Raw genomic sequence first — 17,513 nt, 5'->3', positions numbered from 1 at the left:
TAAAAATCATGACAGAAACAATTTTAAGCATTTTCTTAGGCATCGGACTTTCAGCTTCTGTTGGTTTTAGAGTCTTTTTACCGTTGTTTGCGTTAAGTTTAGCTGCCTATTTTAATGTCTGGGAACTTAATGAGTCTTGGCAATGGATTGGTAGTGTAACTGCTGTAATTACTCTAGGTATAGCAACTTTGGTTGAAATTGTGGCCTATTACATTCCTGTGGTCGATAATTTATTAGATAGCATCGCTATTCCGTTAGCAACTGTAGCTGGTACAGCTGTTATGGTTTCGACCGTGGCAGATTTAAGTCCTGTAATCACTTGGGCTTTAGCAATTATAGCTGGCGGAGGAACTGCAGCTGCTGTTAAAAGCTCAGCAAGTGCAACACGTTTAGGGTCTACCGTCTCTACTGCAGGCTTTGGAAACCCAATTGTTTCAACAATTGAAACAGGTACATCAGTTGTAATGTCTATTGTCTCTATATTCTTACCGATTTTAGCAATAATCTTAGTCATATTTATATTTTATTTGATTTATAAACTCTATAAAAAGATACGACCAAATAGACCAAAATCATCTTAAAACCTTATTTTTGAAATTGAATTCGTTCATTATACAAATCACATAGATGAAAATTATATCCATGATTCCTGCACGCTATAGTGCATCCCGATTTCCAGGTAAATTGATGCAAAATTTAGCGGGTAAATCTGTAATTCTAAGAACTTATGAAGCCACTGTTGCGACTAAGTTGTTTAGTGAAGTGTATGTGGTGACCGATAGCGATATTATTTTTAACGAAATCGTTAGTAATGGTGGTAAAGCCATTATGAGTATTAATGAACATGAGTCTGGAAGCGATAGAATCGCTGAAGCTGTTGCTGATGTCGATTGTGATATTGTCATAAATGTACAAGGAGATGAACCTTTTACAGAGGGTGAAAGTCTAGCAAAAGTGATTGAGGTTTTTAAAGATGATAAGGAGAAGGAAATTGATTTAGCTTCTTTAATGGTAGAAATTGAAGATTTAGAAGAAATTAATAATCCAAACACTGTAAAGGTCATCGTAGATCAGCAGAATTTTGCCTTGTATTTTTCTCGAAGTCCAATTCCGTATCCTAGAGATGCCAATGTTGGCGCGCGTTATTTTAAGCACAAAGGAATTTATGCCTTTAGAAAACAAGCTTTATTGGATTTTACGGTGCTGCCAATGCAATTTCTTGAAGCTTCTGAGAAAATTGAATGCATCAGATATTTAGAATATGGCAAACGTATAAAAATGGTAGAAACCAAAATTCAAGGTGTAGAAATTGATACACCAGAAGATTTAGAAAAAGCGAAGCGTTTGTGGAAGTAGATTATAGTAACATAAAAGTAATAGGCTTTGATGCCGACGATACGCTTTGGGTCAACGAAACCTATTTTAGAGAAGCGGAAGAAGAAGTCGGTCAATTATTATCGCATTATGAAACACCTAATAAGATAGACCAAGAGCTATTTAGAATGGAGATTAAAAACCTTCCTACATACGGTTATGGTGTAAAAGGGTTTATTTTATCTATGATTGAATTGGCCGTTGAACTATCTAATGGAACAGTATCTAATGCAATTATATCTAAAATATTGGTCATCGGTAAGGACATGATTAATAAGCCAATTGAGCTGTTAGATGGAGTAGAAGAGGTTTTAAAAATATTATCTAAAGATTATAAGTTAATTGTTGCCACAAAAGGTGATTTATTAGACCAAGAACGAAAACTAGAAAAATCGGGATTGTTAAAATATTTTCATCACATAGAAGTGCTAAGTGAAAAGCATGATACTAATTATATGCAATTATTAAAACGATTAGATATTGAACCAGAATCGTTTTTAATGATAGGGAACTCATTAAAATCAGACATTTTGCCTTTAGTGAAAATTGGCTCAAAAGCTATTCATGTACCGTTTCATACAACGTGGCAACATGAACAAGTTTCTAAACAAGAATCGAATGGTGCAGAATATAAAACAGAGCATAGTTTAACCGAAATTTTAAAACATTTTAATTAAGAAATTGAAAGTAATAGATAAGCATACATGGAATAGACAGGCGCATTTTGAGTTCTTTAATACATTTGAAGATCCTTATTTTGGCGTCACATTTAAAGTTGATGTAACCAATGCTTATGCGTATTCACGTCATAACGAACCTTCATTTTTTGTAACCTATTTACATGCTACAATGCTGGCTATAAATGACGTTGAGAATTTAAAATACAGAATAAATGAATCGAATGAAGTTGTAGTTTTTGATACCATTCATGCATCACCAACTATTTTAAGGCCTAATAAAACCTTTGGTTTTTCATTTGTAAAGTATGATAAAGATATTCTTAAATTTCAGAATAATTTTTTAAAAGAAAAAGAAAGAATATTCGGTTCTAATGATTTATTTCCACCTGTAAACTCAATAGATTGTGTGCATTGTTCGTCTTTGCCATGGGTGAATTTTACAGGTCATAAAGAACCGTTTAAAGGAGATAAAGAATCTATACCAAAATTAGCATTTAGCAAAATGGAAAGTGTAGGGTCAAAAAAAGAAATGCAAGTCGCTATCAGTGTAAATCATGCCTTGGTAGATGGCTATCATATTGGGCTATTTAATGAAAAATTACAATTTCATTTAAATAGTTATTAAATATAAACTAAGTTGTTATTTTTGTTAAAGATAGAAAGTAAATGATATTCAAAAATTATCCAATGGTGTCCAGAGTTGTTTTTGGACGAGGAAGTTTTAATCAACTCGATGAGATCCTCTCTCTAAAGCGCAAAGGACGCAATGCACCATTTATATTTTATGTTGATGATGTCTTTAAAGGCAATCATTGGTTAACGTCTCGCATTACATTGTCTTATAAGGATAAGATTATATATGTACCGACCAAAGAAGAGCCAAGCACAGGTCAAATCGATCAGTTAGTTGAAGATATCATATTAGAATATAGCGAATTGCCTTCTGGTATTATTGGTATTGGTGGAGGTACCGTTTTAGATATTGCCAAAGCAGTATCATTAATGCTAACCAATAAAGGAGAATCAAAAGATTACCAAGGTTGGGACTTAATTAAACATGCTGCGATTTATCATGTTGGTATTCCAACAATTTCTGGTACAGGTGCAGAAGTGTCTAGAACCACAATTTTAACTGGCCCAGTGCGTAAACTGGGTATCAATAGTGATTTTACTCCTTTTGATCAAGTGATTTTAGATCCAGAATTAACTAAAGATGTTCCAAAAGATCAGTGGTTTTATACAGGTATGGATTGCTTTGTACATTGTGTAGAGTCGCTTACAGGAACATATCTCAATGCTTTTAGTGAAAGTTATGGTGAAAAGGCCTACGAACTTTGTAAAGAAATATTTTTAGGAGATTCCCTAAGTGTCGAAGAAGCACAAGACAAATTAATGATGGCGTCTTGGCATGGCGGTATGAGTATTGCTTACTCGCAAGTTGGTGTCGCACATGCTATGAGTTATGGTTTAGGATATCTCTTAGGTGTAAAACATGGTATTGGAAACTGTATCGTTTTTGATCATTTAGAAGAGTTTTATCCTGAAGGAGTAGCTATCTTTAAACAGATGAAAGCCAAGCATAATATTGAAATACCTGTAGGGGTTTGTGCAGATTTAGAACAAGCTCAGTTTGATATTATGATTGATGTCGCGCTAAGTTTAGAACCATTATGGGAAAATGCTATTGGTAAAAACTGGAAAACCATTATCACCAGAGAAAAGCTTCTAGAGCTTTACAAAAAAATGTAATTCTGATAGGGCTTTAAGTATATTCGATAAATTCATTTTTATAGAAGTCAATGGTATCGGCAGAACACTTTTAAGAAGTTATTAAAAATTAATAAATAATAGTGCTAGATGCGTTGGTTAGCTAAATTCATATATTTTAAAGTCATGGGTTGGAAAGTGGTTGGAAATACCAACTTTTCTAAAGATACCGTTAAGAAAGCTGTAATCATTGCAGCTCCGCATACGAGTTGGGTTGATTTTTATTTGTCTCTTTTGTTACGAAGTGTCACCCAGGTAAAAACTAATTTTGTAGGAAAAAAGGAGCTCTTTGTATGGCCATTTGGCTATTATTTTAGAGCAGTAGGCGGAAAAGCTTTAGATAGAACTTCGGGCCAAAATAAAGTAGAAACGATAGCTAAATTATTTGAAGGAGAAGACGAGTTTAGATTGGCATTATCACCAGAAGGGACTAGGAAAAAAGTTGAGAACTGGAAAACAGGGTTTTACTATATCGCTAAACGAGCTAACGTGCCAATTATAATGTACACTTTCGATTTTAAAAATAAACAGAATAAAGTGTCAGAACCATTCTATCCAACAGATAATTTAGAAGCTGATTTTAAATACATGAAATCCTATTTTAAGGGTGTTGAAGGAAAGGTAAAAGAATACAGCTAGAATTCCGATATATATTCTGGCACGAGAATTGAAGTATTCATATTGCAATGAAACATAAAGTAAACTCCAAGTCCCTAAAAAGAAACATTGCCCCAAAAAGCTGTCTGATTTAATTAGATGGCTTTTTTCATTAGTATCATTTTTTAGGATATTTCTTACATTTCTATTTGTTAAAGTTAGCAAAAAACTATCAACTTAATTTATTGATAATTAGGCTTTTGTGTGTGTTGTGTTTCTTGGTTTTAAATTTTAAAAAAACCAAAACTTGATTTTTTCGTATATATAAGTACAAAGTATTAACTCAAAAAAACACAATTATGATTAACAAGAATTTCAATTCAATTTTCGTTTTATTATTAACACTTGGTGTAACATTTACATCGTGTAGTGATGATGATGACGACAACAATGATGGGGGCGATAATTACGACTCTGTTACATTATATGCTTCCAATAATTCAAATGGAAATATTTCTGTTTATGATTTTGAATCTGAACAAAATATTGAAACAAAAACTTTAATAACATCCTCTACTGCAGCTGATGGAATATTTTATGACGATGATTCTGAATCAGTTTATCAAGTATCAAGATCTAACAATAGTATAGAAGGTTTTGCCAATATTGATGATTTGGTTAGCGGAAGTGTATTAAACGCAGATTTTTTAGGAACAAACGACATGTCTAGTCCAAGAGAAATGGCTGTAAATGGAAATCTTTTTGTCGTAGCAGATAATGCTGATGTAGATGGTGATGATACCACTCCCGATGGAAGGTTATTTGTGTATACTTATTCTGGCAGCAGTTTCTTATTACGAAATGTGATTACCACAGATTTCAAACTTTGGGGAATTACATTTATTGGTAACGATTTATATGCTGTAGTGGATGCCACTAGTGATTTAGCAGTATTTAATGATTTCTTGGCCAATACTACTGACGCTACAGTTAGTGCAACTAAAAGAATTACTATTGAAGGTATTGTTAGAACACATGGTATAACTTACGATGGTTCTTCGGATACTTTAATTATGACAGATATTGGAGATGCTACAAACGTTGAAGACGATGGAGGGTTTCATATCATTTCAGGTTTTACTAATAAATTTAATGCTGTAGCAAATGGTGATGTCATGGCGGTTTCAGGAAATCAAGTAAGAGTGTCTGGATCTTCAACGTTGATGGGGAATCCTGTTGATGTCGCTTATGACTCTGATAATGAGGTTATTTATATCGCAGAAGCCGGAAACGGTGGTGGTCGTATATTAGGTTTTTCTAACTTTTCAGCTGGTGGAAATATAGCGCCTTCTTTTAATAGTACACTTGCTTCTGCATCTGCAGTATATTTAGAAGATTAAAAAGAGCCTTTTTATAAGTTTAAACTAAGCCGTATTTTATACGGCTTTTTTTGCTTTCATAAATTTATCTAGCATAGAATTAGTCTGGCTTTGAAGCTTATTTTTAAAGAACTGCATGCCCCCAAAGAAAATACCTTTTACTCCCATTGCTTGTTTTGCCCATTTATGTATGTCGAATTCATCAGTGTGCTTTATAATTAAGCCCTCTTTAAATTCAAAAGACGCATCAATACTATTATGTACTTGTCGTCCTGTTTTGCTAAACGTATAGTGCGCTTCCCAATGTGCAGAACCCGTTTTGTTGTTAGCCGTTATATTAGAGAATTCAACTTTAAATCCATTTCCGTTTTGAGAAGCACAAAGCATCAGCCACATGGCTTTGGCGCGTTCTCCTTTTAAAATTCCAAATGCAGGATCTTCAAAAACCACATCATCATGATAACAAGATGCCATGGTTGTACCGTCCGAATTATTCAAGGCTGTATAAAATTTTTCTATGATGTTTTCCATAATATTCAAATTAATTTAAAGATTTATAAAACCATTCCGTACAAAAGTACGTAAGTAGAGTGCTATTAACTCATGTTCTTTTATTCGAATGGGATTTAATTGCTATGAAAAGGAAAGGCCATCTTTAACGAGATGGTCTTTTTTTAGTCGATAGTAATTGTATTTCTATAACCGATGTCTGTCTGTTGGTCAAATAAAAACTCAAAATAACCAGCATCGCCTTTTTGTCCTTGTATTGTGGTTTTTGCTCTACCGATTTCTAATCCAGATTTATTATAAGCCTTGGCGATTACTTCGGCATTAAGCGCTGTTTTAAAAATGAAATATAAGGTGAGTTTGTTGTTGTTACTATGATTTTGAGTATCAATAGTGTAGACTCCTGTTTTTAATCCTTTTTTTAACAAGCTATCTGATAATATAATTTTGCATTCTAAGGTTTTGTCAACGCCTTCCGAAACACCATCAAAGAATTCTGTGGCAGATTCACCAACGATTTCACCGCCTTTATTTAAACCTTCTTTAGTTTTGTTTGCAATGCGATTACAAGAGAATAGGCTTAAGGCACTAAGTAAAATTAGTATGCGGAATGAATTCATAATAACGGTGTTTAGACGTACTAAAAATAGTGAATTTAGCGTGTGTATTTCTTAATCTTGTCAATAATCTTTTGCAAATTATAATAAACAAATTCATTCGTTTTTGCATAATAAAACGAGATAAAGCAAACAACAGAAAGGAATAGTATAGCTCCAATTACAGCTTGCCAAGGCTCTAAAGTTCTACCAATTAGCTGGTGTAGTCCAAGGCCAGTAAAACTACCATAAATGATTATAAAATGAATAACGTAAATGGATAGCGTTTTCTGTCCAATTTTTAGAATTAACGGTTGTTTTATATAGTTCTCTGCTAAATAGAATAAGGAAAAGAGAATTAGCACATTGCCTAGTCTGGTGAACAAATAATTATAATAAGCAACCTCTTTTAAAATTGAAAAGTCTAAGACGTAATAGAGTTTCATTAATAATTCAGATGATCCAAAAATGAACGCAATTCCGAAGACAAAAAAGCTAGATACAATGGCTATTTTGAATTTAGGTCGTTCGACATAACGATAAAATAACGTGGCTATAAAAGCACCAAATGCCACATAACCAAACCATGGGATTATAGTAAAAATAGAACCATTTGCCTTAGAAAAATAGTTTGAAAACACTACAGGAATTTCAGGTAATTCCAAATAGCGATATAGGGGTTCGGTCATAAAAATAGCCAAACCTAGAAGTAACATAATGATTGAAAACAGCAATGTTTTTTTTAATGCGAGCCTGTAGATAAATACAATAAGTATAAGTGAGAGTCCGATGCATTGCAGTACATCTATAACTAAAAAATAACTTGAAAATTTACCCGTTAGCCATTCAAAAATTGGGGCACGCAACAAATAACCAATACCAATAAGCATAAATCCTCGCATTAGGCCCTTTTGCATACGCTTCTTAATCGTTCCGTTTTGCTTCGCTCTTATTAATAAATATGAAAAAATGAGACCCGAAATCGTAAAAAAGGTTGGTGCAGTAATACCTCTTAAATATTCCCAAACTTTAAAAGCGGTATAACTATGGTTTCTATATGAAGGTTCTAGCAGTGTATCTATAAAGTGCCCCTGTAGCATCATTAAGATAGCAAATGCTCTAACAGCATCTATAAAATATAAACGGTTTGCGCTCAAGTTGAAATTGGTTGGTGTGCAAATGTACTATTTTAGAGTTGGAATAAAATAATATGACGGTTTTTTGGGTTTGTGTTTATCGTTTTATTCTATTAATATGTTGATGTCCTTTGGTGTAAAGTATTCTTCTTTTACGCTAAAAATAGTGTGAAAATTTCCCTTTATAGTTAGTTTAGGGTTTACAAGAAGTTCTGATTTAGCTACACTATCTATTATATTCAATTCAGGTATTTCTAAAATGATGCTTTCTTTTGATTCTGAAATTAGGCCCTTAAAAGTCTTTTTAAATGGTTGAGTTTTTGAGATGGTAAACTCATCGATATATTCGCTTTCATCGGTCGTCAAACTTGGTCCCTCAATGAAATGTTTTTTTAATTCTTGTGAGAATCCTAATTCCGTGCTTGTTGCATGAAATGAAATTTTTAAATTATCAAGATTTTTCTTAATTCTGATTTTCTTTTCTCCACTTTTAGGAGATACTATAGCCGTTATTTCAAAGTTGTCATTAACTCTATATGATGCTTCATCCGTTAAGAAAAACATTTCGGTATCAGAAAAGTCATTTTGATTACAACTGAAAGTCAAAATTAAAAGTAGTGCATATATAAATATGTTCTTCATTTCTCAAATGTTTTACAACTTTAATAATTGCCGTCACTCTTTATGACTGTTATCAAGTGCTAAGTGAAGTTAATATTCTCCTGCTTAAAAATCAATAACTTAGATTCCCATTTGTGAATTAATTGTAAACATTATACCATAAATTCAAACCGTTTACTACCGTTTTTAGTATGAAATCACAGATAGCAGAAAATAACTAAACTTTGAGTTTAGCATTTAAGTGTTATTTTCAATAGGTGATTTCTATAATTTTAAAAATTCTATCTTCCTTCGCTAGTTTTAATATGGCAATGTCTCCGACTTTCTTTTCTGTCAGTATTCTTGCTATTGGAGAAATGAATGCAATTTTTCCTTTAGAAATATCAGCTTCATCTACGCCTACAATTTGATAGCGTTGGACTGTTGTTTTATTTCCGGTTTTTAAAGTTACCAATGCTCCAAATCGTATTTCGCCCACAGGTTGTTTGCTTAGGTTTATTGTTTTTGAAGTCGCAATTCGGTTGGTCAACAACTGTAATTTAGCGTTTATATAATTCGTGGTGATACGTTTTTCTTTTTCATTTGTAGTGTCTATGCCATCTCTTTCATTAATGAGATTTTCTTTTTCAGCTAAAAGTTCATCCATACCAACTTGCGTAACATAATTAGTTACACCTTCTGGTAAGTCGGCTCTTGGTGGTACCATAGGAATTTCCTCTTGGTCATCTTCTTTTACAAATCCTCTACTCATGACTTATTTAGGTTATTGCTATCTTCTTTATTAAGACTTAAAAACTTTAAACCCAATGCTAATAGCACAATAGATGCTAGAAGTATTAAAATTTCCCATTTAAGGTTGTTGATATTCACAAAGACTACCTCAAGAAATTTCACAAAAAGAATTATGACAATGACTTCAGCTAGCACATTTTTTAAATGACCAATATTTGGTGTTCTAATCCATTTTAAAACACCATTTCCATTATCATATATTTTGTTTGAAATAAATAAAGTATAAACTCCGTGTGCAAAAATGAATAGCACTAATGCTATTAAAAACGTATCTAAAGATTTTATAAGATAAGTAGTGGCTATATCTGCAGGATGTAAATGTGCTTTGTTTTCTGGAATATAATTGAAGATGACAACTCTAAAAGCATTAATGGTTTTTAAAGCACCAACGATAAAGAGTAACAGTGAGCCAAGAAGTGAACCTATTATTGCAGTCAAGCTGATATAACGGAAAAGATAGAATGTTTTTTTCATAATTAAAAAGTGATTAAAATCTTTTATTAAGACTTTGATTAAAACAATAAAACCCTGGAATATCCAGGGTCTTATTATAAACTTATTTTATAAAGTTTTAATTAAAAGAATCCCATAGGTTTCTTGTCGTAAGAGATCAACATGTTTTTTACAACACGGTAATGATCTAAAGCCATTTTGTGGTTTTCACGACCGAATCCTGATTCTTTAACTCCTCCAAAAGGAGCATGAGCAGGATACGTATGGTATTGGTTTACCCAAACTCTACCAGCTTGTATAGCACGAGGAACTTGGAATAATTCGTGAGCATCACGAGACCAAACACCTGCTCCTAAACCATAAGGTGTATCGTTTGCGATTGCGATTGCTTCTTCAGTAGAACTGAATGTTGTTAAAGCTACAACTGGACCAAAAATTTCTTCTTGGAAAATTCGCATCTTGTTATTTCCTTTTAAAACGGTAGGTTGGATGTAATATCCTTCAGAAAGTTCTCCTTCGTAGTTTCCAGCGTCTCCACCAGCTACAACTTCGGCTCCTTCTTCTTTTCCTATTTTAATATAGTCAAGAATTTTGTTATATTGAGGTTTAGATACTTGAGATCCAATCATTGTTTCTGGATCTAATGGATTTCCTGTTTTGATTGCTTTTAAACGCACTTTCATTTTTTCGATGAAATCGTCAGCAATATCTTCGTGTACTAAAATACGTGATGGAGCTGTACAAATTTCACCTTGATTCAATGCGAACATTAATGCACCTTCAATAGCTTTGCTATAGAAATCATCATTATGATCTGCTACTGATGGGAAAAATACGTTTGGTGATTTTCCACCTAATTCCATAGTTACTGGAATAATGTTTTCTGCTGCATTATGTAAAACTTTACGTCCTGTTTCCGTAGAACCAGTAAATGAAAGTTTTGCAATACGTTTAGAAGTAGCTAATGCTGCACCAGCTTCTGCACCAAAACCAGTTACAATGTTTAATACACCTGCAGGTAAAATGTCACCGATAAGTTCCATTAATGCAATAACACTAGTAGGGGTTTGTTCTGCTGGTTTAACAACCGCTGTACAACCGGCAGCTAAGGCTGGAGCAATTTTCCAAGCTAACATTAACATTGGGAAGTTCCAAGGGATGATTTCACCAACAACACCAATAGGTTCGTGTAATACAATACTAACCGTGTTTTTGTCGTGTTCTGAAATACTTCCTTCATCTGCACGAATGACACCTGCGAAATAACGGAAATGATCAATACAGTAAGGAATATCTGCTGCACGAGATTCACGAATAGGTTTCCCGTTATCGATAGTCTCTAAAGTTGCCAAGTACTCGAAGTTATCTTCCATTACTTGTGCAATCTTCAATAACGCATTACTACGTTCTGTTGCTGAAGACGTACTCCAAGAAGGGAACGCTTCGTGTGCAGCGTCAAGAGCAAGATCGATGTCTTCTTGAGTTGAACGTGCAGCTTGCGTAAATACTTTTCCATCTACTGGAGATACGTTATCGAAATACTGACCTTTAACAGGTGCTACGAATTTACCTCCAATAAAGTTTCCGTATCTTTCTTTGAATACCGGTTTTGTTACATTTGCCATAATTATAATTTTTAAATTTGATTTTAATTTATGCTTGCTAAAACAAGCGTTGTGTAATTTTGATGCAAATGTATGTTGGGTTATTACCTTTCTATTTATTGATATGGTTCAATAACTTATGAAAAAAGGTCAATATGAATATTTGTGAAGAATAAATATGAAATATAATATCTAAATAGCTAGTAAATAGCGGTTTATGTAAATTATTTTTTAACTAGAAATATCTGATGGACTAACTCCGAACTTGTTTTTAAAGGCTACACTAAAGTTAGACAGGTTGTTATAACCAATATCTAAATAAATATCTGAAGCTTTTAATTCACCTCCTTGCAACAATTCTTTAGCTTTTTGAAGACGTTTGTCTTGAAACCATTTTCCAGGTGGTTCCTTATATTCGTTTGTAAAATGACGTTTAAAAGTCGATAGACTCATATTACAGAGAAAGGCAATTTCTTCCACTTTTAAATTGGAATCTACATTGCTTTCAACTGTGTTTTTGAATGGTGAAATCTCTTTAGAAATTAAAGAGTGTAAATAATATTCGAATTCATGACCATACTTATTAAGCATATAGAGCATTATTTCTTCAAATTTTAATGATAATAGCGCATTGCTATAACTATGATTTGAAAATGTGCTAGAAGATAAAGAGCTTATAAAAGATGCAATATAATCATCATTTTCAATTACAAAATATGGTACATCCTCCTTATAAGGTTTTACATTACTCGTGTACTTACTTAAAAAATCTGTGAGTTTCTTTTCAGAAAAAAAGAAAAGCTTACAGTAATAAATGGCCTCTGTATCTAATAACTCTGTCCAAAGCCAATTTCCTTTTTTGAGCAACAATGATTGATCTTTATTTACAGCAACCGATTTTCCTGCAAAGTGTACTTGCTTTTTTCCAACCTGTAAAAAACTAAACATATTCATACCTAAATTGACCTTGCTTTTAACAACATCACTAATCATTTTAAAATCATAGACAAATATGTCTTGATTTACTTTTTGGTTTTTAATGAAAATTTCAGGTATGTTTTCTATTGGCATCTATTTTTTTTTAGCTTGTAGGTAACGTTGAGGTATAGTTCTGTTTGAATGAACTATATAGATTGATAAGCGAAGTTAATTTTTTTTAAACTTAAAACCCATAGCATAAAGTCTCATTTATAAATTAATTGTAAACATTATACCATAAATTCAAACCGTTTACTACATTTATAATCTATGGAATTTTTAAATCAACTACTCAGTGACTTTTCATCATTAGCTTGGGGTTTGCCTTTGCTTATTTTATTAATTGGTGGAGGTTTATATTTATTAATACGCTCTCACTTTTTACCATTTCGGTATTTAGGACATGCCTTAAATGTGCTTCGTGGAAAATATGACGACCCAAATGATCCTGGGGAAATTTCTCATTTTCAGGCGTTGTCTACCGCATTGTCAGCAACCGTTGGCATGGGAAACATTGCAGGTGTTGCCGTAGCAATTTCTATTGGTGGACCTGGAGCCGTGTTTTGGATGTGGATTAGTGCCGTAGTTGGGATGTCTACAAAATTCTTCACCTCTAGCTTAGCGATTATGTATAGAGGTAAAGATAGTGCAGGCGAAATTCAAGGTGGTCCAATGTATTTTATTATGGAAGGCTTAGGGAAATCTTGGAAGCCTTTAGCGGTGTTTTTTAGTCTTTGTGGACTAATTGGAGCCTTACCTGTTTTTAATGTCAACCAGCTTACGCAAGCTTTAAATGATATTTTATTAATCCCAAATGGAGTAGAAGTCGGTTTAAAATCGAATCTTATTATTGGTTTCGTTTTAATCAGTATTACGGCTTTAGTTATTCTAGGCGGCATAAAACGTATTGGAAATGTAGCATCGCGCTTAGTACCAACGATGGTAGCTCTATATTTTGTGTTGGTTATTATAATTCTTGTAGCACATAGTGATGTTTTAGTGTACTATCTAAAATTGATATTTACAGATGCTTTTGCGGCTAATTATTATCCTAAAGACGATACCTTTTTAGGTGGAGTTTTGGGAGCATTAATTCTACATGGAATTAAACGTGGAGCGTTTTCAAACGAAGCCGGAATTGGTACAGCACCAATGGCTCATGGAGCAGCAAAAACGGACGAGCCAATTCGAGAAGGTTTGGTCGCTATGCTGGGCCCTGCAATAGATACCTTAATTGTTTGTACACTTACAGCTTTAGCTATTTTAGTTACTGGTGTTTGGGAAACCACTTCCGATAATGGCGTGAGTCTAACAGCTTCGGCCTTTGCAGATGTTATGCCTAATTATGGTAAATACTTGTTATTAGTTTGTATCGCTGTTTTTAGTATGAGCTCGCTGTTCTCTTATTCGTATTATGGCACAAAATGTATGTCATTCCTCTTTGGAGCAGATAAAAAGCATTACTATAATTACTTCTATATTTTGAGTATTCTCATTGGTGCAACTACAAGTTTAAGTATGATGATTAACCTTATTGATGGCATCTTTGCTTTAATGGCAATTCCGACGATGTTGGCAACGCTAATCTTAGCACCAAAAGTTTTAGTTGAGCTTAAAGCGTATATAAAACGAATGAAAGAAGACTAATTATTTACTTACAGAAGCTTTAAACTGTTGAGGTGTCATCATTTCTGTTTTTTTAAACTGCCTGTTGAAGTAACTCGTATTATTGAATCCAGATTGAAAGGCAATTTCTGACATTCGTAAGTTTGGTGTTGATTTAATAAGCTTTTTAGAAAACTTAATCTTTTCCGAATTTATATAATCAATAGGTGAAATGCCTAAGGTGTTTTTAAACTGCTTATGAAAGTGAGATGTGCTCATATAGGCTTTCTCTGCTAATTGATCTACGGAAATATCTTTATTGGTTAGATTGTCTTTTATGAATTTAATAACAGTTCCTATTCTGGTATCTGTAAATATATGACTGTCATTAGTGATTAAAGATTTGGCTTTAGTTTGAAGCAATCTTACAATTAATTCCTGAATCATTAAATCTAACAATACATCTTTAGACGTGTTGCTGTTGGTAAACGTATAGGTTAAGCGTTCAATTAAATGATTGACATCTACATTATTGATTAAATGAGAACTGGTCGCATCTAAGTCCCAATTATTGTTTTCATTTTCTATGGCAACATGATGATTAAATTTCCCGACGACTTCTTCAATTTTAAACGCATCAATACCTAAAGCTAAACATTGCGTAGGTTTATGTTTTGTAGCAATTGGGAAATCTATGACCATTTCCTTATTGGTTGGCATTACAACGGATTCCCCAGGAAAAAAATCAAAAGCATCAAAACCTTCTAGGTGCATTACCTTTTTACCTGTAAGCATACTTGCTATAATCGGAAAATCAAATTTCAGAGATACTTGTTCTGCGATAACGTGAGTTTCATAAATGTTCAATTCAGCATATTCAGCATTATAAGTAGTTCTATTTTCTACTAATGTGCTCAATTTTCTATGGCTTTTATGTGTATCTAATAAACCTCTCATGTTCAATATTACAAAAAAATAGTCTTAAAAATTGTTAATAATAGATATGTTCAAAAATATAATAAATATGTTCAAGATAATTGGGATTTGATAAAATAACTTTATCAAAATTAAAGTATAGATAATTTTTATGCTAAATAAATAAGTAATTAACAATAAAACGTATTAAGGTATGAGCTATTCAAAACCAGAATTTAAAGACAAGTATTCCAATTTTATAAACGGAAAGTTTGTGCCGCCAGTTGGTGGTGAATATTTTGAAAACACATCTCCTATAGATGGAAGTGTCATTGCAAAATATCCAAGATCACAAAAAGAAGATGTAGAAAATGCAGTTGACGCTGCTAATGCGGCAAAAGAAGCTTGGGGAAATACGCCTGCAGCTGAACGCGCTAAACTTTTAAATGAGGTAGCAGATATTATAGAAGCGAATTTAGAAGAATTTGCCGTTGTTGAAACCTGTGATAATGGAAAGCCTATTCGAGAAACGTTGAATGCAGATATTCCTTTAGCTGTAGATCATTGGCGTTATTTTGCTGCATGTATCAGAGCAGAAGAAGGTAGTGCTACAGAGTTAGATCAAAATACCTTATCCATGAATATTAAAGAACCATTGGGCGTTATTGGTCAAATTATTCCATGGAACTTTCCGTTATTAATGTTGTCTTGGAAGTTACCTCCTGCATTAGCAACCGGTAATTGTGTGGTATTAAAACCTGCAGAACAAACTCCGTCATCAGCAACATTATTAATGGAGAAAATTGCAGATGTTTTTCCTCCTGGTGTATTAAATATTATTCATGGTTTTGGTCCAGAAGCAGGGAAACCTTTAGCATCGAGTTCTAAAATTGATAAAGTGGCGTTTACAGGAGAAACAACTACAGGGCAATTAATTATGCAATATGCATCTAAAAACCTAAATCCAGTGACTATGGAATTAGGTGGAAAATCGCCAAACATATTCTTTAATAGTGTAATGGATGAGGATGATGCCTTTTTAGACAAAGCCATTGAAGGTGCTGTTTTATTTGCGTTTAATAAAGGAGAAGTGTGTACATGTCCTTCACGGATTTTAGTGCAAGAAGATATTTATGATGCTTTTATGGAACGCGTCGTAGCAAGAACGAATGCTATTGTTCAAGACAACCCTTATGATGTAAATACTCAGGTTGGGGCACAAGCGTCTAATGATCAATATGAAAAAATTCAATCGTATTTTAAAATCGGAAAAGAAGAAGGAGCTAAAGTATTAACTGGAGGTGAAGCTAATAAATTAGAAGGTAATTTGGCTAATGGCTATTACATTAAACCTACCATATTAGAAGGACATAATAAAATGCGTGTTTTTCAAGAAGAGATTTTTGGACCTGTGGTTTGTGTCACTAAATTTAAAGATGAAGCTGAAGCATTAGAGATAGCTAATGATACCATGTATGGTCTCGGAGCTGGAGTCTGGACAAGAGATGCACATCAATTATATCAAATACCAAGAGCAATCAAAGCAGGTCGTGTTTGGGTAAATTGTTATCATGCGTATCCGGCACATGCACCTTTTGGTGGGTATAAAAAATCTGGATTTGGTAGAGAAAATCACCTTATGATGATGAGTCATTACAGGCAAACAAAAAACATGTTAATCTCTTACGATAAGAACAAATTAGGTTTCTTTTAGAAATAAATAATTAATAGCAACTCGAAGCTGTCTAAGAAATAAGATTATAGATCACTTTTTTCAGGCAGCTTCTTTTTTTAAATTAAAACAGAAACATCTGATAATAAATAATTTAATTCTAGAATCGTTATTATAATATATTGTTCTCAAGGGTTTTTAAAATAAGACCACTTTTTTATCAGTTAGTTAGAATCAAGTCTTTGTTCTTTGTTCTAGAAGCGAAGCGGTCTTTCATCTTTTAGACTAAAAACATAAGCATCCAATTAATAATTATTTAATTCTAGAGTCTTTATAATAATATTTGGTTTATAAGAGTTTTTAAAATGAGACGAACTTTTTATCAGTTAGTAAGGATCACGTCTTTGTTCTTTATTCTAGAAGCGAAGCGGTCTATCATCTTTTAATAATAATAAACATATGAAACGTGTAGAAATAACAGATAAAGCAGCAGAAGTAGTTAAACAACTTAAAACCAAGCATGGTGATTTAATTTTCCATCAAAGTGGAGGTTGTTGTGATGGCTCTGCTCCAATGATTTTTGAAAAAGGAGATATGTATCTAGATGAAAGCGATATTCTTTTAGGTAATGTTGAAGGTGTTGATTTTTATATGAACCAAGATCAGTATGAATATTGGAAGCACACCCACTTAACCGTTGATGTTACTGAAGGTAGAGGCGCAAGTTTTTCATTAGAAATACCTTTAGGTCTTCGGTTTTTAATTCATTCACGATTATTAACTGAAGAAGAAGCTTCTTTTTTTAATCCAAAATAACTACCTTTTTAAACTCAAAAA

19 protein-coding genes are annotated in these 17,513 nt (G+C 33.0%); 10 read left to right on the top strand and 9 right to left on the bottom strand.

Annotated features, from left to right (window positions below):
• The first annotated feature begins 5 nt into the window (after nt 1-5).
• The 7 genes from HM984_RS09505 (at nt 6) to HM984_RS09475 (ending at nt 5,818) form a co-directional block, all read left to right on the top strand.
• On the top strand, nt 6-581 hold the full coding sequence (locus HM984_RS09505) for a DUF4126 domain-containing protein (RefSeq protein ID WP_179349085.1): 576 nt from the start codon (nt 6-8) through the stop codon (nt 579-581).
• Between the two features lie 46 nt (nt 582-627).
• On the top strand, nt 628-1,356 hold the full coding sequence (kdsB, locus tag HM984_RS09500; RefSeq protein ID WP_115808578.1) for a 3-deoxy-manno-octulosonate cytidylyltransferase: 729 nt from the start codon (nt 628-630) through the stop codon (nt 1,354-1,356).
• On the top strand, nt 1,347-2,051 hold the full coding sequence (locus tag HM984_RS09495) for an HAD family hydrolase (RefSeq protein WP_179349000.1): 705 nt from the start codon (nt 1,347-1,349) through the stop codon (nt 2,049-2,051). The genes kdsB and HM984_RS09495 overlap by 10 nt, the downstream gene beginning before the upstream one ends.
• A 4-nt stretch (nt 2,052-2,055) precedes the next feature.
• Nucleotides 2,056-2,679 (top strand): CatA-like O-acetyltransferase, encoded by a 624-nt coding sequence (locus HM984_RS09490; RefSeq protein ID WP_179348999.1) that lies wholly within the window; start codon nt 2,056-2,058, stop codon nt 2,677-2,679.
• Between the two features lie 41 nt (nt 2,680-2,720).
• Entirely contained in the window at nt 2,721-3,803 is a 1,083-nt protein-coding gene (locus tag HM984_RS09485; RefSeq protein WP_257018484.1) for an iron-containing alcohol dehydrogenase family protein, read from the top strand.
• A gap of 108 nt (nt 3,804-3,911) precedes the next feature.
• Nucleotides 3,912-4,460 (top strand): 1-acyl-sn-glycerol-3-phosphate acyltransferase, encoded by a 549-nt coding sequence (locus tag HM984_RS09480; RefSeq protein ID WP_115808581.1) that lies wholly within the window; start codon nt 3,912-3,914, stop codon nt 4,458-4,460.
• 317 nt (nt 4,461-4,777) lie between these two features.
• Nucleotides 4,778-5,818 carry a hypothetical protein gene (locus HM984_RS09475; protein WP_179348998.1) on the top strand — a complete coding sequence of 347 codons (1,041 nt, stop codon included), beginning with the start codon at nt 4,778-4,780 and terminating at the stop codon, nt 5,816-5,818.
• Nucleotides 5,819-5,854: 36 nt separating this feature from the next.
• Here HM984_RS09475 and HM984_RS09470 read toward each other — a convergent pair whose 3' ends face one another.
• From HM984_RS09470 to HM984_RS09435, 8 genes are all read right to left on the bottom strand, one after another.
• Nucleotides 5,855-6,328, bottom strand: a complete 474-nt coding sequence (locus HM984_RS09470) for a nuclear transport factor 2 family protein (RefSeq protein WP_115808583.1) — start codon at nt 6,326-6,328, stop codon at nt 5,855-5,857.
• A 143-nt stretch (nt 6,329-6,471) separates the two neighbouring features.
• The gene (locus HM984_RS09465) at nt 6,472-6,924 is read right to left on the bottom strand and encodes a hypothetical protein (RefSeq protein ID WP_179348997.1); all 453 of its coding nucleotides are present in this window, start codon (nt 6,922-6,924) and stop codon (nt 6,472-6,474) included.
• A gap of 35 nt (nt 6,925-6,959) precedes the next feature.
• Nucleotides 6,960-8,057, bottom strand: a complete 1,098-nt coding sequence (locus tag HM984_RS09460; RefSeq protein ID WP_179348996.1) for a heparan-alpha-glucosaminide N-acetyltransferase domain-containing protein — start codon at nt 8,055-8,057, stop codon at nt 6,960-6,962.
• A gap of 84 nt (nt 8,058-8,141) precedes the next feature.
• Entirely contained in the window at nt 8,142-8,678 is a 537-nt protein-coding gene (locus HM984_RS09455; RefSeq protein WP_179348995.1) for a hypothetical protein, read from the bottom strand.
• A gap of 229 nt (nt 8,679-8,907) precedes the next feature.
• On the bottom strand, nt 8,908-9,408 hold the full coding sequence (locus tag HM984_RS09450; RefSeq protein WP_115808587.1) for a GreA/GreB family elongation factor: 501 nt from the start codon (nt 9,406-9,408) through the stop codon (nt 8,908-8,910).
• Nucleotides 9,405-9,923, bottom strand: coding sequence for a YqhA family protein (locus HM984_RS09445; RefSeq protein WP_179348994.1), 519 nt, complete (start codon nt 9,921-9,923; stop codon nt 9,405-9,407). Before HM984_RS09445 ends, HM984_RS09450 begins: the two co-directional genes overlap by 4 nt.
• Before the next feature lie 101 nt (nt 9,924-10,024).
• The gene (locus HM984_RS09440; RefSeq protein WP_179348993.1) at nt 10,025-11,527 is read right to left on the bottom strand and encodes an aldehyde dehydrogenase family protein; all 1,503 of its coding nucleotides are present in this window, start codon (nt 11,525-11,527) and stop codon (nt 10,025-10,027) included.
• A gap of 210 nt (nt 11,528-11,737) precedes the next feature.
• On the bottom strand, nt 11,738-12,577 hold the full coding sequence (locus HM984_RS09435; RefSeq protein WP_115808590.1) for a helix-turn-helix domain-containing protein: 840 nt from the start codon (nt 12,575-12,577) through the stop codon (nt 11,738-11,740).
• Between the two features lie 177 nt (nt 12,578-12,754).
• Here HM984_RS09435 and HM984_RS09430 point away from each other — a divergent pair, with 177 nt between their 5' ends.
• A complete protein-coding gene (locus HM984_RS09430; RefSeq protein ID WP_179348992.1) occupies nt 12,755-14,131 on the top strand; it encodes an alanine/glycine:cation symporter family protein in 1,377 nt (458 codons plus the stop codon).
• Here HM984_RS09430 and HM984_RS09425 read toward each other — a convergent pair whose 3' ends face one another.
• A complete protein-coding gene (locus HM984_RS09425) occupies nt 14,132-15,046 on the bottom strand; it encodes an AraC family transcriptional regulator (RefSeq protein WP_115808592.1) in 915 nt (304 codons plus the stop codon).
• Nucleotides 15,047-15,218: 172 nt separating this feature from the next.
• Here HM984_RS09425 and HM984_RS09420 point away from each other — a divergent pair, with 172 nt between their 5' ends.
• Together HM984_RS09420 and HM984_RS09415 are read left to right on the top strand one after the other, a co-directional pair.
• Nucleotides 15,219-16,718 (top strand): aldehyde dehydrogenase family protein, encoded by a 1,500-nt coding sequence (locus HM984_RS09420; protein WP_115808593.1) that lies wholly within the window; start codon nt 15,219-15,221, stop codon nt 16,716-16,718.
• Nucleotides 16,719-17,135: 417 nt separating this feature from the next.
• Nucleotides 17,136-17,492, top strand: a complete 357-nt coding sequence (locus HM984_RS09415; protein WP_115808594.1) for a DUF779 domain-containing protein — start codon at nt 17,136-17,138, stop codon at nt 17,490-17,492.
• Nucleotides 17,493-17,513: the final 21 nt, after the last annotated feature.

It is taken from the genome of Winogradskyella pacifica, assembly GCF_013403915.1.
In the GTDB taxonomy this organism is placed as follows: Bacteria; Bacteroidota; Bacteroidia; order Flavobacteriales; family Flavobacteriaceae; genus Winogradskyella; species Winogradskyella pacifica.
The sequence above is the reverse complement of the archived record's forward strand: the minus strand, read 5'-3'. Positions and strand labels throughout refer to the sequence as shown.